Origin of the sequence: Bacillus sp. JJ1533 (assembly GCF_036965045.1) — a bacterium.
Lineage (GTDB): Bacteria > Bacillota > Bacilli > Bacillales > Bacillaceae_L > Ferdinandcohnia.
In genome coordinates this window covers 1-25378 of the sequence record NZ_JBALOV010000044.1, presented here as the reverse complement: position 1 = coordinate 25378, position 25378 = coordinate 1, and the positions used below count along the sequence as shown (strand labels likewise).

General features: G+C 41.6%; 20 protein-coding genes. 18 read left to right on the top strand and 2 right to left on the bottom strand.

The genetic code is table 11. The annotated features are described in order from the left end of the window. Window positions 1–45: 45 nt before the first annotated feature. The 18 genes from V7138_RS22590 (at window position 46) to V7138_RS22505 (ending at window position 23509) form a co-directional block, all read left to right on the top strand. Entirely contained in the window at window positions 46–5325 is a 5280-nt protein-coding gene (locus V7138_RS22590; RefSeq protein ID WP_335401890.1) for a LysM peptidoglycan-binding domain-containing protein, read from the top strand. A 245-nt stretch (window positions 5326–5570) separates the two neighbouring features. Beyond that, the gene (locus V7138_RS22585) at window positions 5571–7379 is read left to right on the top strand and encodes a sensor histidine kinase (RefSeq protein WP_335401887.1); all 1809 of its coding nucleotides are present in this window, start codon (window positions 5571–5573) and stop codon (window positions 7377–7379) included. After that, the gene (locus V7138_RS22580; protein ID WP_335401883.1) at window positions 7376–8077 is read left to right on the top strand and encodes a response regulator transcription factor; all 702 of its coding nucleotides are present in this window, start codon (window positions 7376–7378) and stop codon (window positions 8075–8077) included. The genes V7138_RS22585 and V7138_RS22580 overlap by 4 nt, the downstream gene beginning before the upstream one ends. 102 nt (window positions 8078–8179) lie before the next feature. Then, window positions 8180–9466: an ABC transporter substrate-binding protein gene (locus V7138_RS22575; RefSeq protein ID WP_335401881.1), complete on the top strand. Its 1287-nt coding sequence runs from the start codon at window positions 8180–8182 to the stop codon at window positions 9464–9466. 70 nt (window positions 9467–9536) lie between these two features. Beyond that, window positions 9537–10229: a hypothetical protein gene (locus V7138_RS22570; protein WP_335401879.1), complete on the top strand. Its 693-nt coding sequence runs from the start codon at window positions 9537–9539 to the stop codon at window positions 10227–10229. Window positions 10230–10352: 123 nt separating this feature from the next. Continuing rightward, window positions 10353–11180, top strand: a complete 828-nt coding sequence (locus V7138_RS22565) for a carbohydrate ABC transporter permease (protein ID WP_335401992.1) — start codon at window positions 10353–10355, stop codon at window positions 11178–11180. After that, window positions 11170–12006: a carbohydrate ABC transporter permease gene (locus V7138_RS22560; RefSeq protein WP_335401875.1), complete on the top strand. Its 837-nt coding sequence runs from the start codon at window positions 11170–11172 to the stop codon at window positions 12004–12006. The genes V7138_RS22565 and V7138_RS22560 overlap by 11 nt, the downstream gene beginning before the upstream one ends. Window positions 12007–12045: 39 nt before the next feature. Then, entirely contained in the window at window positions 12046–13386 is a 1341-nt protein-coding gene (locus tag V7138_RS22555) for an FAD-dependent oxidoreductase (RefSeq protein WP_335401872.1), read from the top strand. Window positions 13387–13420: 34 nt separating this feature from the next. After that, complete coding sequence (locus tag V7138_RS22550) at window positions 13421–15070, top strand: DUF4127 family protein (RefSeq protein ID WP_335401870.1); 1650 nt, start codon at window positions 13421–13423, stop codon at window positions 15068–15070. A gap of 298 nt (window positions 15071–15368) precedes the next feature. Next, the gene (locus V7138_RS22545; protein WP_335401868.1) at window positions 15369–16466 is read left to right on the top strand and encodes a YecA family protein; all 1098 of its coding nucleotides are present in this window, start codon (window positions 15369–15371) and stop codon (window positions 16464–16466) included. Between the two features lie 141 nt (window positions 16467–16607). Beyond that, window positions 16608–16976, top strand: coding sequence for a hypothetical protein (locus V7138_RS22540; RefSeq protein ID WP_335401865.1), 369 nt, complete (start codon window positions 16608–16610; stop codon window positions 16974–16976). 130 nt (window positions 16977–17106) lie between these two features. Beyond that, window positions 17107–17235, top strand: a complete 129-nt coding sequence (locus V7138_RS22535) for a hypothetical protein (protein ID WP_335401862.1) — start codon at window positions 17107–17109, stop codon at window positions 17233–17235. A gap of 216 nt (window positions 17236–17451) precedes the next feature. After that, window positions 17452–18876 carry a S8 family peptidase gene (locus V7138_RS22530; protein ID WP_335401860.1) on the top strand — a complete coding sequence of 475 codons (1425 nt, stop codon included), beginning with the start codon at window positions 17452–17454 and terminating at the stop codon, window positions 18874–18876. Window positions 18877–19046: 170 nt separating this feature from the next. Then, a complete protein-coding gene (locus tag V7138_RS22525) occupies window positions 19047–20018 on the top strand; it encodes a Gfo/Idh/MocA family protein (protein WP_335401857.1) in 972 nt (323 codons plus the stop codon). A 470-nt stretch (window positions 20019–20488) separates the two neighbouring features. Further along, entirely contained in the window at window positions 20489–22168 is a 1680-nt protein-coding gene (locus tag V7138_RS22520; RefSeq protein ID WP_335401855.1) for a methyl-accepting chemotaxis protein, read from the top strand. Window positions 22169–22219: 51 nt separating this feature from the next. Further along, window positions 22220–22369 (top strand): hypothetical protein, encoded by a 150-nt coding sequence (locus V7138_RS22515; protein ID WP_335401853.1) that lies wholly within the window; start codon window positions 22220–22222, stop codon window positions 22367–22369. 43 nt (window positions 22370–22412) lie between these two features. Further along, window positions 22413–22946 (top strand): hypothetical protein, encoded by a 534-nt coding sequence (locus V7138_RS22510; RefSeq protein WP_335401850.1) that lies wholly within the window; start codon window positions 22413–22415, stop codon window positions 22944–22946. A 158-nt stretch (window positions 22947–23104) separates the two neighbouring features. Beyond that, window positions 23105–23509 (top strand): hypothetical protein, encoded by a 405-nt coding sequence (locus V7138_RS22505; protein WP_335401847.1) that lies wholly within the window; start codon window positions 23105–23107, stop codon window positions 23507–23509. A gap of 130 nt (window positions 23510–23639) precedes the next feature. Here V7138_RS22505 and V7138_RS22500 read toward each other — a convergent pair whose 3' ends face one another. Together V7138_RS22500 and tagU are read right to left on the bottom strand one after the other, a co-directional pair. Further along, window positions 23640–24089: a hypothetical protein gene (locus V7138_RS22500; protein WP_335401844.1), complete on the bottom strand. Its 450-nt coding sequence runs from the start codon at window positions 24087–24089 to the stop codon at window positions 23640–23642. A gap of 116 nt (window positions 24090–24205) precedes the next feature. Continuing rightward, window positions 24206–25138, bottom strand: coding sequence for a polyisoprenyl-teichoic acid--peptidoglycan teichoic acid transferase TagU (tagU, locus tag V7138_RS22495; RefSeq protein WP_335401841.1), 933 nt, complete (start codon window positions 25136–25138; stop codon window positions 24206–24208). Window positions 25139–25378: the final 240 nt, after the last annotated feature.

Below are 25378 nucleotides of genomic sequence, written 5' to 3'. Positions count from 1 at the left end.
CAATCCCTCCTATGTCCATCTTATCTAAAAAAAGGAATGAATAAAATGGAAGATGAGAAACTAAGACGAGAAATGGAGGTGTTCCGTTTGGAAATTCAAGGATACAAGCTTGTGAAAAATAAGGATGAATATACACTCGTTGTCTTCGTGGAGTCTCAAATGACTGAATTCTCATCAGAGTTTGGCGGACATTTTCACCAGGATAAAAAGGACCTACACACACAAGTTCGCCATCTCGTCAAAGAAAAATTCCCGCACCTGCCGATTAAGGTTGCAAAGGTGCTAGCGGGTTCAATGCTGATCACAACCTTCTATTTAGGAGCAACTGCCTCAAATGTCGGGGCACAAACGATCAGCGGTCAAACACAAGCAGTGGGTGACATTTACACGGTAAAAGCGGGTGACACCCTATACTCAATTGCAAAGCAGTACAATGTGTCGGTGGATTCGATTAAACAAATCAATGGGCTTACATCCAACATGTTGTTTATCGGCCAACAACTGAGAATGCCGTTTTTTACCTATACGGTGGCCTCCGGTGACACGCTGTACAACATTGCGAAGCGATATAACACAACTGTTGACCAAATCCGCACAACTAACCAATTAAAATCGGACATGCTCGTAATTGGCCAAAAACTGCGGATTCCACAGCTGCAGGCAACAAGTGTGCCACAGCCGAATGAGGCACCAGTGACATCACCAGTGCTGGAAACTACCACTTACACGGTAGTTGCGGGCGATACATTATATGGGATTTCTGTGAAACTAGGCACGACAGTAGATGAGATAAAAACACTCAACAATCTGACATCAAATGTACTGAGTATTGGGCAGGTACTGAAGGTTCCAGGAAGTGGAGTGACTACTCCGACTGCTCCCGAACCAACCCAACCGACACCAGTCATGTCAACATATACCGTTGCTGCTGGTGACACATTATATAGCATATCTTTAAGGTTTGGCACGACGGTTAGTGCGATTCAAGCTGCGAACAATTTAACAACGACAAATCTATCGATTGGTCAGGTTTTGACGATTCCTGGGGAGTCAACAGAGACGGTTGCACCGCCAGTTGACACAACAGCACCGAGCGCACCAGTTCTTTTGCAAATCCCTGGTGTTACAACAGCTAACCAGTCCAATTTCACAGTTTCAGGTACAACGGAAGCCAATGCATTGGTGACCCTTACGGTAACAGATGCAGGCAATACACGAAAAACGGTCCAAGTAAAAGCAGATGGAAATGGTGCATTCAAAGCAGGAATCGATGTGTCAGGCTTACAGGATGGCACAATGACGATCACAGCTATTGCCACTGATGAAGCTGGAAATAAAAGCTCGGAAACAATCCAAACGATCAAAAAAGATACAAAAATCGATACACCAACATTAGTTACCACACAGATCATCAATAGCCAATCTGCTGCGGCCTACCCGGTAAAGGGTACTGCTGAGCCAGCATCTCGCGTGCAAATTGTCTTTTTTGATGGAGTGAATTCACCCATCACGACGGAAGTTCTTGCGAATGATAAGGGAGAATTTAGTACGTTTGTGAATCTTGGTAAATTGCGTGATGGACCGATTGCGATTACGACGAAGGCCGTTGATACGTCTGGAAACGAAAGTGGTATGACGAAGCTGACGGTAAAAAAGGACACCGCAGTTGAGGCACCCATTTTTCAGGGATTACAAAATATCACGGGAAAAAACGCAGCAAATTATACGTTTGCCGGAACGGCTGAGCCAAATGCAATCATTACCATTCGCGCGACCGATGGTGTGAACTCAAGCGCAGAAACGTCACTTAAAACCAATGAAAACGGTGCATTCCAGGCGGCTCTTGACCTGTCCGGTTTGAAAGACGGTGCAATAACGCTTACCGCAACTGCAACGGATGAAGCACAAAATAGTTCGACACCGGCACAGGTTTCGGTCGTGAAGGACACCATTGTGGGTGAGCCTGTTCTTGACACAAAGCAAACGATTACGACACAAAATGCAAACAGCTACACGTTGATAGGAATGGCAGACCCGGGCACGACCGTGCAAATGGTTTTATCCGATGGGGTGAATCCAGAGGTGACGGTGGAAGCCGTTGCGAACGAAAGTGGCCAATTCCGGACAAATGTTGACCTTCGCAGCTTAAATGACGGGGAAATTTTTATCACAGCAAGTGCAATTGACGAGCACGGTAACGAGAGTGGTGTCGAGCAAGCAACACTCATCAAAGAAACGACCTTGGCTCCACCGGTGATTAGCAACACGGAAATCATCAACGTTCAGACAGCAACAAGCTATACTGTTTTTGGAATCGCACAGCCGGGTACGACCGTTGATATTACGGTGTCTGACGGAGTGAATCCGGATATCATCACCTCGACAACGGCGAATGAAAATGGAGAATACAATGTCGCCATTGACGTAAGTGCGTTGCTTGATACCGACTTGACAATCTCAGCGTTTCAAACGAGTGCAGCCAGCATCACAAGCAATGTCAGTAACGTAACGGTTGAAAAAGACACAAAGGCACCGACCGCGCCGATTTTTAATAACAATCAATTTATTACGGGTGAAAATCAAGCGAGCTACGAGTTAGTCGGAAAAGCCGAGGCAAACACAAATCTTCAAATTCGCATTTTTAACGGGAATGGCCAGGAACAAGTTGTGACCGCAGCCACGAATGAAAATGGGGAATTCCGAGTTCCAGTTGATGTAACAGCTTTTTCAGATGGGGATGTTTCATTTGAACTGACCCAGGCTGACCGAGCGGGAAATGTGAGCCCAGCTGTAACGAAGACGTTGGTCAAGGATACGGTAGGGCCAAACGAAATTAGACTGGAAACGCCTCTGCCGATTTTCTCGGATAATGTCTTGGTATACCCGATTCGTGGTGTCGTTGAACCACATAGTACCGTTGTGATTGAAATTTCGGATGGTGCTAATGTCGTCACCAAGACTGTCGAAACGGACGACGATGGTAGATTTGAGGAAACTTTTGATTTGAATACGTTGAGAGATGGCGAGTTAACAGCCACCTTCCGTGCAACAGATAATGCTGGAAACATTGGCGAAGCGCAAAGCTTTACGCTGGAAAAAGATACAGCGGCACCAGTTGGGGTAGTGACGAGTCAGCCACCTTTTGTGAATAGTACGAACCAGTCCAATTTTACAATTACAGGTTCAAGCGTGGAAGAAGGAGCGACCGTGGAGATGGTTGTTAGTGATGGCACGACAACCGTAAGACAAACGGCAAAGGTTGTAAATGGAGCGTTCGGGGCTAATCTTAATCTGTCAGGGCTGAAGGATGGGCCGTTGACCTTTGAAGCGCGGCAAACGGACCGAGCAGGAAATTCAAGTATCGCTGAGGCGTTGACGATTATGAAGGATACAGTTGTTGAACATGCAGTTGCGACGAAAAATGGCTTCCGCTATGAAAACTTGCAGTACATGTATACGGTGATTGGAACTGCCGAGGCGAACGCAAGGGTAGAGGTTTCCCTTTATGATGATGTTAGAAATGTTCTCGTCACAAGAATCGCAAATGCGGATGCGAATGGATTTTATTCAGTCGATGTGTATGTTGACCAGGTGTCTAAGGTTGCGTCAGCTTCCGTTACGCAAACGGATGAAGCAGGAAATACAAGCGAGGTCACCAATGTTTCGCTGAGTTCGTATACAGTTAATCAGGGCGACACCTTGTATACGGTGGCGAAGCGCTACAACACAACGGTTGACTCGTTGATGGCGCTGAACAATTTGAGTAGTGATGTGCTGCAGCCGAACCAGACATTGCGCCTGCCGATTACAGCGAGTGAGGTTGTCAATCTTGGGTATATGTACTTTGGCAACACAAAGCAATATGTAAATACAGTCAATTCGACGGGACATGCTGTTAACATTGTGTCACCAAGTTATTTTGATATAAATACGGATGGGACACTGAAGCTTACCTACCAGGTTGACCCGAATTTTATCGAGACCATGCACAGACAAGGAATACGCGTTGTTCCGTTTTTAAGCAATCACTGGAACCGCGATGTGGGGCGGGCAATGCTTGCGAATAAGGAACTTGCAGCCCAGCAAATTGCGGATGCCATCGCGCGCTATAACCTGGATGGGGTCAATGTCGATATTGAAAATGTAACCGATGCGGATCGCGCAAACTATACTGAATTTGTTCGACTGCTACGTGAAAAAATACCGCCAACAAAAGAAGTATCTGTTGCGGTTGCGGCGAACCCAAATGGCTGGACATCAGGCTGGCATGGGTCGTACGACTACACAAATCTTGCAAAATACGCGGATTATCTCATGATCATGGCCTATGACGAGAGCTATCAGGGCGGTAACCCTGGCTCGGTTGCAAGCTATTCATGGGTTGAAAAATCCATTCAGTACGCACTCGCGCAAGATGTCGCACCAGATAAGATTGTTCTTGGAATTGCGCATTTTGGACGCTATTGGATCGAGGGGCAAAGCTATGGTGGCTATGGGATTTCAAACACACAGGTCCAGACCTTAATTGACCGCTATAACGGCACTGTTGTGTTTGATGAAGTGAGTAAAACGCCAAAAGCGATTGTCACGATAAAAGCGGGCGATCCGTTGACATTTGTAGGAGGAGCTGCGCTTTCACCGGGGACCTACACGATTTGGTTTGAAAATGACGAGTCGATTCAGGCAAAGCTTGAACTTGTTGGCAAATACAATATTCGTGGTGTTGGAAACTGGAGCCTTGGCCAGGAAAATAAAAGTGTCTGGGACAAATACACGACAACATTGCCTAACACCGTTCCAGTTGTGTCCCCGATTTACACCGGGCCTGTTCAGAACTATAAAACGTACACGGTTGTTGCAGGGGATTCGCTCTGGGCCATCGCAAAACGAAATGATACAACGGTGAGTGAGTTAAAGGAGGCAAACGCCTTAACATCAGATTCATTGTATATGGGACAAGTATTACGGATTCCGACAGATGAAGTTACATCACCTGTGGCTCCGCCTCCGCCAACTGGCACGACCGCACCAGCATATACTGTGAATTACACCGTTGTAGCGGGCGACACATTGTCGGCAATTGCTTTAAAAAATGGCACAACCGTGACTGCCATTAAAAATGCCAACAACTTAACATCGGACATGATTTATGTGGGACAAGTGTTAAAAGTACCAACAAATGTGGTGATGCATACGGTTGTGTCCGGCGACACCTTATACGGCATTGCTAAACGTTATAATACCACCGTTGCCAACATCAAAGCGACGAATAACTTAACAAGTGACATCCTAAGTATTGGACAGACGTTGAAGATCCAGGTTTAGGTGAGGACCCGAATGCTCTTTGTGGCGTTCGGGTTTTAAAGTGGTGCTAAAAACCATAGGTGGACGGGATGTACCTCGTTAATAACCATAAATAAAATTTATTGGACTTATTTTACATAAATATCATCTTTAGTTGTATTTTTTAGAATCTCGCTTCAATCTATTTTTTTACAATAATATACAAAGGATTTCATTCGTGAATGTCGAAAGAAATAAAAAAACACAACAGTCATGAGGAGAAATCTATGGGGATTCCACAGTATCAACGAATGAAAATTGATTTGCTTTCATTACCTTATCGTGTAAAACTTATGCTGGTTTTTTCACTCCTAATTCTCTTAACAGCTCTCATATTGGGGACCATCACCTATTATCAGTTTGCAAAATCAAGTCAAGAGCGAACGGAGGAATACCAAATTCAACTGGCTGTTCAAATCAATCAAAATATCAATCGGTATTTGAAAGAGATGCAAATTATTTCACTTTCACCCTTATATGACCAGCAGATTTTGGAGATTTTAAAATCTCATCAAGAACGAAGTACATCAACTGCCTTTCCACCAGCATCTGAAAGACTGCCGATGTGGAGATACATCTCAAGTTTAATACATATGAGAAATGAGATTAAGGGGATTCATATAATAGCAAATGATGGGACTATTTTTAGTAATCTAGATTCCAATTCGGTTATGCTAAAGGTCTTTGAAAGAAACAATGAATGGATTAAGGAGATTGAGAAGGCAGATGGAGAGTGGGTGCTGCTGCCGCTTCATCAGCCCAATTACTATATAAATAAAGAGACATCCGTATTTTCGGTTGCCAGGCTAATTCGAGACCCTTCAACATATGAGCCACTTGGCATCATAAAAGTAGATTTGAGACAGGAGCTTATCGAGGATATTATCGGCAATACAAACTCAAACAGTCATATTTTTGTATTAGATAGCGACAATCAGTTTATTTATCCAAATAAGGAAAGCAAAATCATTGAGCCAAGCTTTTTAGAAGAATTGGAAGGTGTTACAGTTAAAAACTATACGAGTATTCCCATTAACGGAACAGATTACATGATGGTTTACAATGAATCCTCTTATTCTGGAGTGAAAACCATTATGCTAACCCCCCACACCGTTGTATTTAGTGAAGTGAATCAACTACGCAGAATGATTATGGTTGTTGTGATTATTGGAATTTTAATTTCCCTTTTACTAGGGTTTTTACTCTCCAAACCACTTGTACAATCAATCTATCAATTGCGAAAAGCCATGGATAAAGTTCAAAAGGGAAATTTCTCACAGAGGGTTGAAATCGCATCTAATGATGAAATTGGCCAACTTGGAAAGGGTTTTAATCATATGATTAGTGAAATTGACAGACTTGTATCCGAAGTATATAAAACCGGTTTGCGAGAAAAAGAGGCAGAAGTAAGAGCCCTACAAAGTCAGATGAACCCTCACTTTCTATATAACACACTCGAATCGATTAATATGCTGGCGATTACAAAAGGGAATCTCGATGTGTCAGATATGGTGGCTTCACTAGGGAGACTACTTAGATATACGATTGATCATTCATCAAAAGTGGTGTCATTGAAAGAAGAGTTACAATTTATACGCTCTTACATCTCGATTCAAAAGGTAAGAATGGGCGAAAGACTCCATTATGTAGAGGAAATTGACACTTCCCTATATAATGCACTACTACCAAAACTAGTACTCCAGCCATTAGTTGAAAATGCCATTATTCATGGTTTATCAAGTAATGGGGGCACTATTTTTATTAAGGTCAGTAGTGAAGCCCGCCATATAACGATTAAGGTTAAAGATAATGGTCAGGGAATGACAAAGGAACGCCTTACAGAACTTAAGAGATTAATAGAGAATCAACAATATACATCTTCTGAAAAACATAATGGAATCGCTCTTTCAAATGTTCATGAACGGATTCAGCTGTTGTATGGAAAACAATATGGATTGCAAATTGATGGTGGAGTACAGGAAGGCTTTTCAGTTATCTTAACATTTCCGATTCAAAGAATGGGGGAAGAAAAATGAAAGAAGTTCTAATCGTTGAAGATGAAGAGATTATTAGAGCTGGCCTAAAGGTATTACTTGAGCAAGTAATAGGTGGTTTTTCTGTTCGTGAGGCTAAAAGTGGAGAAGAAGGTCTATCGATTTTACATCAAAGACTACCTCACCTAATTATAACTGACATTAGAATGGGAGCGATGGATGGGTTGACCTTTATTTCGAAGGCAAGGCAGATAACAAAGGAGGTTCCTATTATTATTCTAAGTGGACATAGCGATTTCGAGTATGCTCGTACAGCAATGCGCTATGGCATAACGGATTACTTATTAAAGCCGATTAACAGGGTGGAATTATCTGAAACCATTTCAAAGCTATTGAAGGATAAGGAAGAGGAAATAGGAGATACCTCAAAACAATTTCAAAAAATTCTTCGATACATCGACGACCATTTAAGTCATGAAATCACGCTAAAGCATATTGCAGATTATGTTTATTTGAATCCCCAATATGTAGGTCAGCTTTTTAAGGCAGAACTTAATCAAACATTTACCGATTATATAACGGAGGAGCGCCTAAAACGCGCCAAAAAACTATTGAAAGAAACTCAGTTAAAAGTGTATGAGGTTGCTCAGCTCTCGGGTTATAAAAGCCCAAAGCATTTTATGACTGTATTTAAGCAAGAGGTTGGAATGACTCCTATTCAGTTTCGCGAATCTTCCTAACATTCGCATTACCTGAGAATAACGAACTATATCTCTTTTTGAGAGGATATTTTTAGATGGGCTTTTTCCCTAAAATGAAAAAGAAAGGGAGGGATTACGAAAATGAAAAAGATTGGAATCATATTTTTAACATTCCTTTTGATAGCGTTTACAGTTGCGTGTAGCAGTGACGCAGATACAGGCGAATCGAAAGAGGATGGAGACAAAAAGAGCGATAAACAAGTAGAACTAACCTTCATGATGTGGGGAAGTGAAGCGCATCAGGAAGTGTACAACAAGTTAATTGAGAAATTCAATGAAACACACCCAAATATTAAGGTGAAAATGGAAAGTGTACCTTTCCCGGACTACCAGCAAAAGATTACCGTTTTAGCGGCTGGTAGAGAATTACCTGATGTTGGATGGGTGGCAGAGCGCATGGTTCCTCAATTTATGGAAAACGATTTATTAGAGGATGTATCTTCATTCAAAGATGATGCTGAGTATAACATGGATGACTTTTTCCCATCAACACTCGATTTATTTAAGAAGGATGATCAATTATTAGGGATTCCGTTCTCTACTCCTCCAATGGTTATGTTCTATAACGAGGATTTGTTCGTAAATGCTGGTGAAAAGACACCAAACGAGCATGCGGAAGCTGGAACATGGACATGGGAGCAATTTGAAAAATCCGCAAAAGCTATTTCGGCTGACGGAGTGTATGGTGCAAACTTCTTCCGTGATTGGAATACATGGATAGCGTTATTATCGCATACTTGGGCAAACGGTGGAGACTTGTTTAATGAAGGCCAAACAGAATTCGCATGGAATAGCCCACAAGGTGTAGAAACATTAAAAATGCTTGAGCGAATGATGTTTACTGATGCATCACATCCAAAAGCAGGAGAACAGGTAAGCTTTGAATCAGGAAAAATTGGAATGTTTTTCGATGTGTATAGCTACGTGTCGGCTGCTCGGAATGTGCAAGATTTTAAATGGGACATTGCCCCTCTACCAGAGGGACCTGAAGGTAGATTCCCAATGCTTGGTCAAGCGGGTTATGGTTTATTCAAGGGTTCAAAACATCCTGAAGAAGCTAAGGAGCTTTTAAAGTTCTTTACAAGCCAAGAGGGAATTACTGCAACATCTACATTCTTTGTACCGCCACGTGAATCCGTTTTAAGCTCTGATGAGTTTGTAAATCAACCGAATAATCCACCAGTTGAGAGCATTCAAAGAGCCGTTATTGATGAAATGGACAATGCAAGACTTCAAGCTGGTCATATGGAGTGGCAAAAAATTGACAACGCTATTCAATTCGGATTTGACGAGTTATTTGGACAATTAAAAGAGCCTGAAGACATCTTAAAAACGATGGAAGAAAAAATTAATCCACTATTGAAATAAAAGAATGACGAGGATGCGGTTAAGTATGCAAAGGACTTAACCGCATACCTTTTCCTAGGGGTGAAATCGCTTGAGTACATCATTACAGCAAGTATTGGAAAAAAAGAAAATGGCGTTAATTGTGAGTTTGCCAGAAAATCGGTTAGATTTAGCGAGGTCTGCCATTCGTGCTGGCGTTGATGTGATAAAAATGCATGTGAATGTTGAACATCGTGCATCAGGAAATCATTTTGCAGATGTCGATTCTTATACTGAAGTATTTCGTAGTATTAGGGATGAATTTTCTGGACCACTTGGCATCGTTCCAGGTGGCTCATTTGAAGATATAAAAAGAACTGAAATGGAAAAGCTAATCAATCTTGGGTTTGGTTTTTATTCAATTTACGCGCACCATAAGCCTAGTTGGATGTTGGGACTAGATTCAATCGAAAAAACATTTGCGATAACCAGTGATTATCAAATAGCGAATATTGGAAATGTAAAACAGTTCGGAGTTACTGCTCTAGAAGCATCAATTATCCGTGGGGAGGAGTATGGGACCCCATTAACTTTTAAAGATGTACTCGCCTATAGTCAACTTGTGAAAAACGTAGATGTACCTGTTCTTGTTCCTTCGCAAAGAAAACTGGAGCCACATGATATACCAGTTCTTTATCAAGCGGGAGTAAAGGCTGTTATGCTTGGGGCCATCGTAACTGGACACACTGTTGACAGTATTGAAAAAGCAATCTCCATTTTTCGAGAAGGAATTGACTCATTATAGAGGAGGCAGGATAAAGTGGAATCAAAAGTACAAACAATGGATCGCCTACCTTTGAATGGTGAAAAAAGGAGAAGAAAATTCCTAGGTAGTGAGGCTTTTTACGGGTATTTATTTGTCAGTCCAATGGTTTTTGGGTTTTTAGTAGTCATGGTATTTCCACTCGTATATTCGATTTATATTAGTTTCACAGATTGGCAGCTTCTTGGGGATCCAAACTTTATTGGAACGGAAAACTACCAAAGGCTAGTGAATGACCCTGACTTTTGGGTAGTCTTAAAAAACACATTAATTTTTGCAGCTGGACTTGTTCCTATCAATATTGTCCTTGCATTATTCCTGGCCCTGCTTTTACAACGTAATCTGCCGGGCATTGGTATTTTCCGGACAGCCATCTTTATTCCAGTAATGACATCAATCGTGGTCTGGTCAATTATTTGGAAGTATATGTTCGGTACAGATGAAGGCTTTATTAACCAAATGCTTGCTGTGTTTGGTATTGATGGGCCTGCTTGGTTGTATTCGCCAAACCTTGCAATGGCGGCCGTCATTGTTGTAAGTGCTTTGAAGAATGTAGGGTTAAATATGGTTCTCTTTTTAGCGGCACTGCAGCAAGTAGATAAAAATTTATATGAGGCTGCCGTATTAGATGGGGCGGGAAAAGGAAGGCAATTTTGGAATATCACACTTCCGATGATCACACCAACCGTCTTTTTAACCCTAATTTTAACGGTCATTGGATCGATGAAGGTGTTTGGCCAAATATACGTGATGACGGGCGGAGGACCAGGAAATTCTACGAAAGTGCTAGTTTACTATATTTGGGAAAATGCATTTAAACTCTTTGATTTTGGGTATGCATCAGCAATTGCCCTCATATTATTTGTCATCATTTTATTCTTTACCATAATTCAGTGGGTTGGAAGAAGAAGGTGGGTATTCCATGAACAATAAAAAGAAAAACGGTATACTTACGAAAATCTTGTTTTACGGGATATTGTCTTTAATATCTTTTATCATGATTGTCCCATTATTATGGATGGTGAATACATCATTCAAGGACTCTACAAAGGTTTTCGTCTTTCAGTTAATCCCAGATCCTTTTAAATGGGAAAATTATTTAAAAGTACTAGACTCTACACCCTTTCATCTTTTTTATTTTAACAGCTTATATATTGCCATTCTTGTGACAGCAGGGACCATTATTTTGGGTTCATTAGCTGGCTATGCATTTGCGAAACTAACGTTTAAAGGAAGTTCATTCTTATTCCTCTGTTTATTAAGTACGATGATGATCCCGGTTGAGGTGATTACGATACCACTGTTTTTGTTTATGAGGGACTTAGGATTAATCGATACACATGTTCCGTTAATCGCAATTCCTATTTTAGGCCCTGCAGGTGTATTTGGTGTCTTCGTCATGAGACAGTTTTTTCTATTAGTTCCTAAGGAATTGGAAGAGGCTGCAAAGCTGGATGGCTGCTCATATTTCCGAATCTATTGGAATATCATGCTCCCATTGGCAAAACCAGCAGTAGCTACTTTAACCATCTTTACATTTTTAACAAGCTGGAATGAATTCTATGAACCATTGATTTACATCAATTCAAAAGAGCTAATGACATTGCCGCTAGCATTGGCCTTATTCACCGACGAGGTTGGAACAAAGTGGGAATTACTTATGAGTGCATCAGTGATGGCAACTGTTCCGTTGCTTATTGTCTTCTTCTTTGCCCAAAAGCAATTTATTGAAGGCGTCGCGATGACCGGTGGTAAGTAAGTAGTCAAATTTAAAACAAGTACGAAGGATGTGTCTATTTTGAAGAGAGAATTAGAGTTTGATGTCGTGGTAGCAGGTGGAGGTCCTGCTGGCATAAATGCAGCTATTGCTTCAGGTAGGACAGGAGCGAAAACACTTCTAATTGAAAGATACGGATTTTTGGGCGGGATGTCGACGGTAGCCTTAGTCTATCCATGGATGACCTTTCATACATCATCTGGAAAGCAAGTAATTAAAGGGATCGCACAAGAAATTGTCGATCGATTGATCGCTCAAGGCGGCTCGCCAGGTCATTTACGTGATACGGTCGGCTTTACCAATACACTGACTCCTTATCATCCTGAAAAATACAAGCTATTGGCACTCGAAATGCTTGAGGAGGCTGGAGTTGAAGTGCTTGTCCATAGTTTTGTAGATAAAGTAGAGGTAGACGGAAACATCATTTCATCAATTAATTTAACAACTAAATCCGGACCAATCACTGTCTCTGCAAAGAGATTTGTTGATACAACGGGTGATGCAGATATTGCCTATTTATCGGGAGCCCCTTGTTTAAAAGGAAGGGACAGTGATCACAAGACACAACCGATGACAATGAAATTTCGAATGAGAGGCGTTGACTTGTCTAAGGTCAAGGAAGCGATGAAGGCAAACCCAAGTAATTTCTATAAAAAAACACCAATTGAAGAATTAGATGAATTGCCATTAACAGGCGTTCAAGGCTTTTATAAGGAATGGAATGAATCAGGTGTTCCGATTAATCGTGATCAAGTGCTCTTTTTTACAGGTCCTGAGGAAGATGAGGTTCTAGTCAATTGCACACGTGTACAGGGGTTAGATGGGACAGACGTATTTGACCTATCCGAGGGAGAAAAAGAAGGAAGAAAACAAGTACTAATGATGGCTGAATTTTTACAGAAGAAGATTCCCGGCTTTGAAAAAGCATCCATTTCAGCTGTTGGTACGCAAATTGGTATCCGAGAAACCCGCCGTATTGATGGGCAATATGCCCTTACAATTGAAGATGTAGTAGCGGGTAAAAAATTCGAGGATACGATTGCACTTAGCGGCTACCCAATTGACATACATGACCCAACTGGTAAAGGCGTTCAGGCAAATGACATCGAAGGAGATGGAAGCTATGGCATACCTTACAGAAGCCTTGTGCCAAAGAAAATTGAAAATTTATTAGTAGCGGGGAGGTGTATTTCAACTACACATGAGGCATTAGCAACTACAAGACTAACTCCAAGTGCAATGGCAACAGGGCAAGCAGCTGGAACAGCCGCAGCACTTTCACTTACTGAAAATGTTGCACCAAAGGATTTAGACATCAACAAGCTAAAAGCGATTTTAGTAGATAATGGGGTAGTTCTATAAGGTGTTAAAGTAAGTAATAAGTAGGAGGAAACCCATGAAGAAATGGAGAAAAATGATTTCTATTAGTCTCGCGGTCCTTTTGTTATTTAGCTCAGCTAACGTAATAAGTGCCGCAACGGAAAAAAACGAACTTGCCACAATCTTAATGGTTCCACTTGACGATCGACCAGCAAACATCTATTTCCCTACTCAAGTTGGATATTCAGCTGGTGTAGAAGTAATTGCACCACCAAAAGAAATGATCGGCATGTTTACGACACCAGGAAATAGTGAGGAAATAAGCAAATGGCTGATCGAAAATGGAAATAAAGCTGATGGATTCGTCATTTCAACGAGTATGCTTGCTTACGGGGGATTAGTTGCTTCACGAACAGGCACAAAGCCGCTTGAAGATGCTCTCTCCGACATTCAGGTTATCAAACAACTTAAAGAGCTTTATCCTGAAAAACCTGTTTATGTGTATGATACGATTCAACGATTAGCCGTCACAGCAATAAGTGATGAGTATTTAAAGTATTATTCACAAATTAGTGAATGGGCGGTTCTTTATGATAAAGTTGTTAACTTAGGAATGCCAGGAAAGGAAAGACTTGAAGAATTAGAGAGAATGATTCCTGAAGCGGTATTAGAAGACTATAAAAAAGCGAGGGCAAGAAATCACACAGTAAATAACCTTATGATTGATTGGGTGAAAGAAGGTTATATTGACTATTTAATCCTATCTCAGGATGACGCCGCCCCATATGGCCTTCATCGCGCTGAGAGAGAGCTTTTACTTGAAAAGGTTGATACACTCGATGTTGAGGATCAGGTAGCGGTTTTCCCAGGCGCTGATGAGGTCGATGTCGTATTGGTTTCGCGATTTGTGAATCAACTATTTGGGACAACACCAACATTCTTTGTAGAATACGGTGGGATTCACGGGGAAGACTGGATAGCTCCTTTTGAAGATACTACCTTTGATTATAATGTGCAAAAACATATCGTCTCTGCTGGAGGAAAAGTGGCAACGAATGAAGAAGAAGCAGATATTCATCTGCTGTTAAATACTCCATCAGCAGCAGATTCAACAAGAGAGCAAGACATAGCAGGCCTTGTAGAAAGAACAAGTGAACTGATTGTAAATGGAGAACAAGTAGCAATCGGAGACGTTTGGATTGTCAACAAGGCTGATGAAGCGTTTGTGACAGAGCTTGCTGAGAATGTGGATTTAACCAAGATCCTTTCATACAGTGGTTGGAATACAGCAGGAAATGCACTTGGTATTACAGTAGGTCATGCAGCCGCACGCTATGCATTCTTAACTCAAGAAAATGGTTTTGGGGTTCCTTTATATGGGCAGACAGCGGAATACCATTACGAATTTTTACTCCATCGCTTTACAAAGGATCAAAGTTATAAAAACATCGTTCATCCAGCAGCGAGAGAGTATATCCAATCTATAGGCGCAAGTGAATGGGACCTTGGAGAAAAATATGATCAAGTCAATCACTTTGTCCAAGAAAAGCTAACACATGAAACCGAAAAATGGTATGAGTATTTTGACGGGAAGAAAGTTTACATCGGTTCCAGAGGAAACAAGGATTTCTATAAGACAATCTCTGAGCTAGAAAGTGTCCATGTCAAACTTCCATGGCCTCGTATCTTTGAAGCGGAACTCGAGCCAGAGCTTGAATTAAAATGAGAATTAAAAAAGAAGGTAGACTGCATTGGTCTATCTTCTTTTTTGTTAGAACGCGGAGAAGTTGATACGATAAAAGGAAATTAATCTTGGTCGGAGAAAAATTAGGGACCCCTAAAAGCCAGGTTTTTTATTGTCATCCATTCCACCATAAAAAGCTGGAAATTTGCCAACCAAAATATACGATAGAATCATTTTATTGCCGACAGAATACAAATAACGGTGATAGACCCACCCCTCCTTCAAAGAAATTATGATATGATAAACTCATAGTTATAGAGAAGAAGGGTGAATGATTTTCATGAAGGTTATTGGACGGAACGACCTTTGCACATGCGGGAGTGGAAAAAAGTATAAAAAATGCTGCGGCCGTTCTGCGGTTGTTTCAATCGATCAAGTCGTGGAAAACGAGCTGAATGATATTCAGCATGATTTGTTTCAATATGCGTTTCATATGTATGAAGAGTTTTTAGATGATGTTTTGGATGGGTACTCGGATATTTTCGATGAACTTCCTGAAGATGTGTATGATTTATTTTCATTCTTTTCGCGTGTTTGGGTGGTCACCTCAATTTCGACTGAAGGGAAAACGATTTTAGAGGAATATGTCGATGTCTATGGTCCGAAGTGTAACCGTCCGCGTACGCGTGATCTTCTACAAACATGGAAGGCAGCGCGTCCATCTGCCTACATGGTTACTGCGGTGGATGAGCAGCGAAACTATATGACGGTACGGGATATTTTTACGGAAAACGAGCATTGCGTACGGATTTTTGAGACAGAGACGGAAGTGGAAGCAGGCTATTTTGTGTTCGGAACGTTGTTGCCTGCAGGGACGAACTCCATCTTTTTCCCAACATTTCTTGAGTTGCCAACGGAATTTGCGGGAGACATGCGACAGATGATTTTAGAGCTCTTTGAACAAAGTACGGAGACCAATCCAGTTGATTTTATGTCACATGAGTTTCTTAATGTATTCACGGTGTTTATGTTCGGAAAAACAAAAATAACTGCTGAAGACTACGAATGGAAGACACCTAAGCAACAAGAGGTTGCCGAAATGTTCCAGATTCGGATGAAAGAGTATAACTACGAAGAGGAGATTGTTGGGATTGGGCTTTCATTGTGGAATACATTTTGTGAGCGCAAAAATCCAAGGATCATCAAAACGGGTATTTATGAAGCGGCATTAGTATATATGATTGAACACATTTATCCGTATGAAGGTGTATCCACTCAAGAAGAGCTGGCAGAGGAATTTGATGTATCCCCAAGCAGCATTTCGGTAAAATATAAGGAACTTGAAAAAGTTCTTCAGGAAGAAATTGAAAAATACGATGAAATCGTCAACGGTCCTAGTTTCGAAGATGATGATTTCATTTGGGAGAATAAAAATTAAGAACAACTCTACGGGGTTGTTTTTTTGTAGGTAAAAAGAACTACCGCTCCTCCCTTCGACTCATTTTTACAGAAAATAAAGGATTTTGTCGGATTCCTGTGTAATTTGTAAAAATGAAGCTACGAAAAGGGAGGAAATGGAATGAAGAAAATGGTCAAGGTTTTCGGAATAGTACTCGTACTGTTGATGCTTGCTCTACCTGGAAATAATGCTTTTGCACATGGGGATGATTGCGAATGCGGCGTAACCTATTTACAAGGGTCCGAACGCAACAAGGCGGTTGCAAACACATTGAAACTGGCTGAGTTTTCAAAGGTGAAAGCAGACCTAGACAAAGAAGGCTACGTATTTGCCGGGGCTGATCAAGTGATGGCAGTCAGGATGCCTGCACCAGACGGAAATATCTATACAATCGTTGCAGTACCGTTTGTTCATGCAAATGGGGATGTGTTGTTCGCTGGTTTTACGAATGGACAATTTGCTGGATTTCAAGGAGAACCAATGGAATAGATTGAATTTTATACCCCTAACAAACTAGTTAGGGATTTTGTCGCAAATTTGTCACGATTTTCCTTTGCAAAGTTTAGCGAATAGTGTAAAATGGATTTTAATTGGAAAATAAGATTGGTAGGTAAAAAGTATGAGTGCCGAACAACTTTTAAACATTATGATAGAAATACAGAAAAAGGTTGAAGAAACAGCTTCGATTACCACAGAAGAAGTAATGCAGGACCTTGTTGGTAGATTGAAAGAGTGTCAATCAGCTTAAATTTAAAAGGTTACAAACCGAAGTCAGGGGAAACTCTGGCTTTTTTTGCGTTTCCCCAACATAACCTCCTACTTTTCGACTACCTTTGGGTATTCCTGTAGGTATTTGATGAACGAAAGTTAAAGGATTGGGAAGATACCCGTCTAAATATATGGTGTTGGAGTATTCCATATAAAATGTGGCTATTTCCAAACAACATGTATGAGGGGGAGTATTATGAAAAAGGTTTTTGCAGTTTTACTAAGTGTGGCTCTGTTACTGACCTTCTTACCATCTGTTTCTGCAGCGGGTAAGGATGTTCAGACAGAGTACTATTCCGTACTGTTTACTAAAAACAGTATACCTGCTAGTTTTGCTAAGGATGTAAGTAAATTAGGCGGAGAGGTTGTTTACACCGTTCCGGAAATTGGTTTTGCGCAGGTAAAGGCTTCAACAGCTGCATTTTCAAAGCTAAAAGGAATGGCTGGGGTGAGTGCTGCAAATCCGTCGATCTCCTGGAAACTTCCAGAATCACAGCAGATTGAAGCTGACACTGTAAACCCTGCGAATGCGGCTTTATGGGATTTACAGTGGGATATCAAACGCATCACCAATGATGGTGAAAGCTATAAATTAGGAACGGGTTCAAAGGACGTGGTTGTGGGTATAATTGATACTGGTATCGACCGAGATCATCCTGACTTAGTAAAGAACCTAGTACCTGGTTCTAAAAACTTCGTGCCAGCGGGTGGTTTCCAAGGGGAAGAACCATATGAAACAGGAGATCCGGGAGCATTTGATGACATTCATGGACATGGAAGCCATGTAGCAGGCTCAATTGCCGGTAACGGAGCAATGCTAGGAGTGGCTCCTGACACGGGGATCCGTGCTTATCGTGTATTCGGTGCCAGTTCTGCCGAATCTGCCTGGGTTTACGCAGCAATGATTGCAGCGGCAAACGATGGAGTAGATGTTATCTCCATGAGCTTAAGCGGATTTGATATTCTTGGTCAAATTTTCTATGTAGACCCTGTTACAGGCGAAAAGGTAAATCTAGGGAATGATGTTGCGGATTTTACAGCTTATAAGAGAGTTGTTGATTATGTAACAAAGAAAGGTTCACTTGTTGTAGCTGCTGCAGGTAATGATGCGGTGAATATGACAAACAAGAAACAAGTGACAGAGTTCTTAAATGGTGAATACGGTGGTAATGGATTGTATTTTATTGGAGCTGGTCACATTGTACCTGCTAATATTCCGGGTGTTGTAACCGTATCGGCAACGGGACCAAATGATGTGCTTGCAAACTACTCGAACTACGGACCAGGTTTTGTTGATATCGCAGCTGTAGGCGGGGATGCGAGATTATATGATCAGTATACAGCTGAGGGTAAATTTAATGAATACATTGCAAAACGTATGTTTGAATCTGAATTTAATTTAAGCGCAAGTAATAACGGAGGTTGGTACTGGTCAATTGGTACGTCAATGGCAACGCCAAAGGTTTCAGCTGTTGCTGCGTTACTCATTGATAAGTACGGAAAAATGTCTCCTGCAAAGCTTCAAGACCTTCTATATATAAAGGCGGTTGACCCTGTAAAAGGCAGTGACCAACAGTTTTTTGGTAACGGACATTTGGATGCATACGATGCGTTAAAGTAATTTTTTGAAGGGGGGGGGCGGACCTGGCATTTGCTAGGTCCGTTTTTTCTGAACAATATTAGTAAAAATTAGTGCGGCTACTTAATTCAATAGAATAAAGCCCTTTCATAATCTCCTAAAATATGAGAATATAGATTTGTTGAGTACGTAAACAAATAGGAGGAACGCTGATGACAAAGGTTCGTTTTGGTGTTTTATCGACAGCAAAAATTGCGAGAAATACATTGATTCCAGCGATGGAGCGCGCACATAATGCGGAGGTTGTGGCGGTTGCGAGTGAAAGTGGGAAGGCGAAAGATTTTGCAGATGAACTCGGCATCCCTAAGTATTATGACTCCTACACTGATTTATTAAAGGATCCAGAAATTGATGCGGTGTACATTCCGCTTCCAAATCAATTACATAAACAGTGGGCGATTGAAGCGGCCAAGCATGGCAAGCATGTGCTTTGTGAAAAGCCAGCTGCTTTAGTATCACAAGATGTGGAAGAAATGGCGGCGGCTTTTAAAGAAAACAATGTGATTTTTATGGAAGCATTTATGTATCAATTCCATCCGCAGCATAACCGCGTGAAAGAAATCATCGCAGCAGGTGAAATTGGCGATGTGAAGCTGATTCGTTCGACGTTTTCTTTCTCCGTTGATTTCCAATCAGGAAATATTAGGCTTCGAAAGGATTTAGGCGGCGGAGTATTGTATGATGTGGGCTGCTACTGCATCCATGCAAGTCGTTTAATCACGGGAGAAGAGCCAATTGAAGTGAAGGCGGCAGCGAATCTTCATCCGACACATGATGTCGATGTTACCGCAGCAGGTACATTGAAGTTCGAAAGCGGCGTGATAGCGAATTTTGATGTCAGCTTTGAGCAAGCATTTAAGGCATCGTATGAGGTTGTTGGGACGAAAGGTTCGATCCTAGCCAAGCATGCGTTCCGTCCGGACAATGAAGGCGGAAATGGCATGCTCGTTGTGAATGCTGAAACTGGCCAGCGCGAAGAAATCGCTCAAGGTGACCAGTATAAGCTTCAGGTGGAGCATTTTGCAGAAAGTGTTCTTTCTAATCAACAGCCGATGTATAGCGTAGAAGAAACAATCAAAAATATGCGTGTGATTGAACAGGCACTTGCATCTGTTCGCAACTAAAAGTCAGCCCCCGGGTTGGCTTTTTTTCTCTTCTTCCTCTTTTTAGCGACCTCCCTTCGCCAAATCTAGCAAAACTTTTTCTAGCAATCATGTATATCTATTAAAATTCTGGTAATACTAGATTACTAGTGATAGACGTTAGGGACAGAGAGACAAGGAACCTGTCCTTTGCAACCCAATAAAAATGGAGGGATTCTAGGATGAAAACAAGTGTTGAGTTACCTGAGGTGCTACCAGCGAACAAGGATGATTTTTTTAAGCTATTGTTTGACTTAGTGGTAAAAAAGTAACAGAAGCTTGCTGCCGAGTATTGTTGAATGGTCTGAAAACTTATATACTAATAGGTAGAAAATCATATATTTGAAGAAAAAGGCACTACCAAATATATGAAGCGTTTTGGGCCAATCTAGTAGAATTGGCTTTATTTTTTTGCCTTGTTTTCAATATTCAACAAGAAAGAGGTACCAAAGATGAAAAGTATTCGTACGCGTTTATTTGCAAGCTTTTTTGCCATTATCATTCTTTGTGTAGGCTTAGCGGCCTATAATTATGTGGCAGTATCAAATACAAATCAGCAGACGGAGGAAATGGTCTCTGAGGAACTCACTGTTTTACTAGAATATGATAATTTGAAATACAATATTGCGCAGAGCATTGCGTTGGCTCGCGGGTATGTGTTGTACGGGGAATCTACTTATCGAAATGATTTTGACATCTACTCCGTGGAGTTTGATTTAACCGACCGAAAATTAAAGGCGATGAAAGTTAAAGAGGTCGAGGGGCTATTACGCGAGACAAAAAAGTGGCGTGACTTGATAAAGGAAAAGGTCTACATCCCTTATGATAACGGTGATACAGAACTTGCGAAGCATAATCTGCAAACATATGTCCAGCCGGGAGCAAGGAGCCTGATGGATGAAGTTGAAAAACTTTCAAACGACCGAGAACGACATATTGTCTTAACGGGTGAAGATGTTGTGAGCTATGGTGAGACGGCGAACCTTGTAGGTCTAATCGTTACAGCGGTTGCGCTGATTTTAGGAACGATTATTTCTGTTTACACGTCTGAAGTAATCGCAAGACCTGTGAAAAATGTGGCAAGTCGGATGAAGGAGATTTCGAATGGAGAACTCGAGGCTGAGCCTATTAAAACGAAGCTCAAGGACGAAATTGGCGAGCTCGTCATAGCGGTCAATACGATGAACGAAAACGTAAGGGGCATGGTTAAGCAAATGGCTGTCGTTTCCGACAATGTAACCGGTCAAAGTGAGGAATTGACCCAGTATGCGGATGAGGTCATGGCAGGCAGTCAGCAAATTGCCGTCACGATGGAAGAACTCTCACGCGGTGCTGAAGACCAGGCAAGTTCATCCACACTTTTAATTGAAAAAATGTCTAGTTTCTCGCAGGAAATTATGCAGGTTGCGGTAAAGGGTGATGACATTAAGGACCAGTCACAAGGCATGCTAACACTGACGAACGATGGCAGCGCCTATATGGAAACATCGATTCAGCAAATGAGCAGCATCCATGAAAAAATGAAGCAGTCCCATACGATGGTGGTTGGGCTCGATAACAAAACGAATGAAATAACGAAACTTGTCAATGTGATTCAGGAGATTGCTGGACAAACGAATCTTTTAGCATTGAACGCAGCAATTGAGGCTGCTCGAGCAGGTGAACACGGAAAAGGCTTCGCGGTAGTGGCGGATGAGGTTCGCAAGCTCGCTGAACAGGTTGGAAAATCGGTGGCTGAAATCACTTCAATTGTAAAAGATATTCAAAGTGAATCAAAGCAGGTCGTCCAATCCTTAGATGACGGCTACCAATCTGTTGAAGAAGGAACCGCACAAATCCAAACAACCGGTAAAACATTTAATGCGTTGAAGCAAAAAATTGAAGAAATTGGTACACAGTTCGAGGCCATGTCGGGCTCGCTCTACGGTGTGCTTGATGACACAAGAGAGATTAGCGGAGCGATTGAAGGAATTGCAGCTGTGGCAGAGGAATCAGCTGCAGGCGTCGAAGAAGTATCAGCTACTGCCCAACAATCCAGCAGCTCCATGGAAGAAGTCGCAAAAAGTGCGAAACAACTCGAAGAAAACGCTGGAGAACTAAACACGTTAATCCAGCAATTCAAGTTGAAATAGGTTGTGGGACACAGGGGCAGGTTCGCTGTCCCGGAGAGGAGAAAACCGAGCATGATAAATATCGGAGACATTCTTTTTCAATTATTTGCGCTACTCGTTCCACTTAGTTTTATTGCGGTTCTCGTTTATGTGGTGCGTTTTTCAAAGCGTGTCAAACGTATGGAAAAGAAGATAGATGAAATATCAAAAAAGGTAAAGTAAGGCTTGGGAGAAGATCTCAAGTCTTTTTTTAGGGGGAAAAGGTATGATCCAAACATTAAGGGAGATAGTGGCTGAGGTTGGTCAACGAAAAATGGTTTGGGGTGTTGGAGGCTCACTTTTACTTAGCTTTCATGGACTGGTTCAGCACCCAAATGATATCGATTTGTTGGTGAAAGAGGAGGACGCTCTGGAGCTTAACGAGATTCTTGCGGGGCTAGGATCAGCGCTCGAAGCGAAATCAAGACGTCCTTTTAAAACGAGATATTTTGCGAAATACAATGTAGGTACTCTAAGTATTGATAGCATGGGCGGATTTGGGATTGAACATAATGAAGGGATTTATCAGTTGCCATTTGATGAAAACTCGATTGTCGGAAATGTTGACGGGATACCGCTAAGTTCACTTGAGGACTGGTATATTCCTTATATGTTGATTCCAAATAAAGAGTACAAAGCGACTTTGATTGAGGAGCATTTTAAAGAGAACGGTGTCAAGCATCCAGGTTTGCTTGCTCGTGCATTGAAGCAGCCGTTGCCTCATGAGATTAGGGCAAAAGTAGAAAGGTTATTAGGATAAAAAAAGGGTACCGTTAGATAAACGGGTTCACTTTTGGGGACCATTTGCATCGTCTTAAAAGACGATATTTATTTATGGAATTTGTCGCAATAAATAGCAAAATAATCAACAGGAAAATGCCGCACAACAGCGAATTTAATAAAAAAAGGGGGTAATGAATGAAATATGCAGAAAAAGACTTCACATTCGATTTAAAAGAGCGGATAGTAATTAATGAAGCAACATTAAAAGACTTAATAGGAAAATTACGAGATGAAAATAAACCCATCTTTGCAAAGAAAGGTCTGGATTTTGATGCTGGATTTGAAAGGATGGGAAATGACCCTTTTCTTCCTGGATACAGCTCCTCTATTTCAATTGGAATTTCTGATGAAAGTGGCGAACTTATTGATTTGCATATCATAAAAATATGGGAATGTGGCCGCTACTTTTTAGGTATACCTGTTTCGCAAAAAATTCCGGGAAGTAAGATTGTAGGGGAACTTCTTGATGACTCATTGGAAAATATAAAGTCGGAATTGAATGAGTACATTGAAGATCACTTGTCTTTAACTGAGGATTAAAAAATAAACGTTACCTCCGCTTATTTTCTTGTCGTTCCGCTTTTGCATCGCCCAGTCACGGGCTCTTTCGCGGCAATTCAAGTCTCCAATAAATTGCCTAGAGCGCGCGTGACTGTTAGCTGGCATCCTTTTATTTTTTTACACTCATTTTGACGTTCCGAAACATGAATGTGGTTTTTTCTTGTTTGTTTGTAAGGACCATTGCATCGATTTGCGAGGTGGTTTCCTGAAGCTCAACCTCAAGCTGAATGGTTCGCCATGGGTCATGCAAACCAATCACCGGAGACACGGTTTCAGCTAAAAAGGTCCCGCGCGCATCCGTCTCGTCCACTAGCAAATAGACGGCAGGATTACCTTTTACCTGGACCTCGAACACAATCGTTTCGCCACCTTTAACCCCTTTTGGCGAAAAAACAAATCCTTCGTTTTCCTCTTCGCCCTTCGTTTTCACCTCAAACGTACCGTCTTCCACCTGCACCACAGTTGCACTCACACCAAAAAAAGGCGATTTCTCTGCAGCACTGGCGGGAGATAGGGATATAAACAATAACGCTATACTAAGTAGAATTTTAATCTTCAAATGAGAACCTCCTTTAGGACACAGGACCGTCGTCCCATTTAGTATGTGGAAAAAGGAGGAAAACATGTAAGGTATAAAAAAAGCAACCGGCGTTGCCACCGTTTGCTTTCATAAATCTATTTGATTTCCAAATGTGTTTTCAAGCGTGTTGAGACGGCTTGGCGTTCTTCTTCGGAAACGACCCAGTACCATGCGTCAAGGGTTTGACCAGCACCGTCGATACTGAATTGCTCGATGTTGTGACGAGCATCCTTATATTTCGATTGGATGGTTTTCATTTCATCAAAGGAAATATCTGTTGTTACGTTCGTGCCAAGCGCACCAAGGACGTCATCAATTTTTGTGACAGACGAGAAGCTTGCGCCTTTGTCAATAATTCCTTGGATTACCTGCTTTTGACGGTCCTGTCGACCGAAATCACCACGAGGATCGTCATAACGCATCCGCGCATATTTAAGAGCTTGCTCACCATTTAAAGTCTGTGGACCTTCACCGAACGATGCACCTTCATAGGAGAACGCGAATGTGCTGTTCACCTGGACACCACCAAGCGCATCAACGATTTGCTGCAGGCCTTCCATGTTCACCTTCACATAGTAGTCGATTGGTACATCAAGGAAATTCTCAACCGTATCAATTGTCATATCGACACCACCAAATGCGTAAGCATGGTTGATTTTATCCTGTGTGCCCCTACCGACGATTTCAACACGAGTATCACGCGGGATGCTTAGCATTTGCATGGATTTCGTGTTTGGATTAACGGTAACCACAATTAATGTATCCGTACGTCCCTTGTCGCCCGAACGTTCATCCACACCCATGAGCAAGATGGAAATCGGATCTGCTTTTGAGATATCAATTTCCTCTGTACGTTTGTCAGATGGACCGCGGTCGCTATGCATTTTTCCTACCGTACTGGCTACAGATTGATATAAATAAACGGCGTATCCACCGATAGCTAACAATAAAACAAGTGCGATTGTTCCAATAACTTTTGGCCATTTACGTTTCGTTTTCTGTTTCGAATGGCGATCAACTCGACTCATATTTATCAACACCTTTTTCGTAGTTTACTAGCTGAATAAAATAGTACACATATATTAGACGTTTGGGAAGAGAAAAAGTTACAGATTTTGTGAGAAAAATGTCAAATCGTGCGAAAAAGATTGTCGAAGGGATGGAATAAAGTAGTGGCGACGTAAATTTGAGATTGTTGACGGAGATTTGATGATTCCGACGCGAAAATTAGCGAGAGGACGCAAATCTGAGGATCCCGACGCAAATAT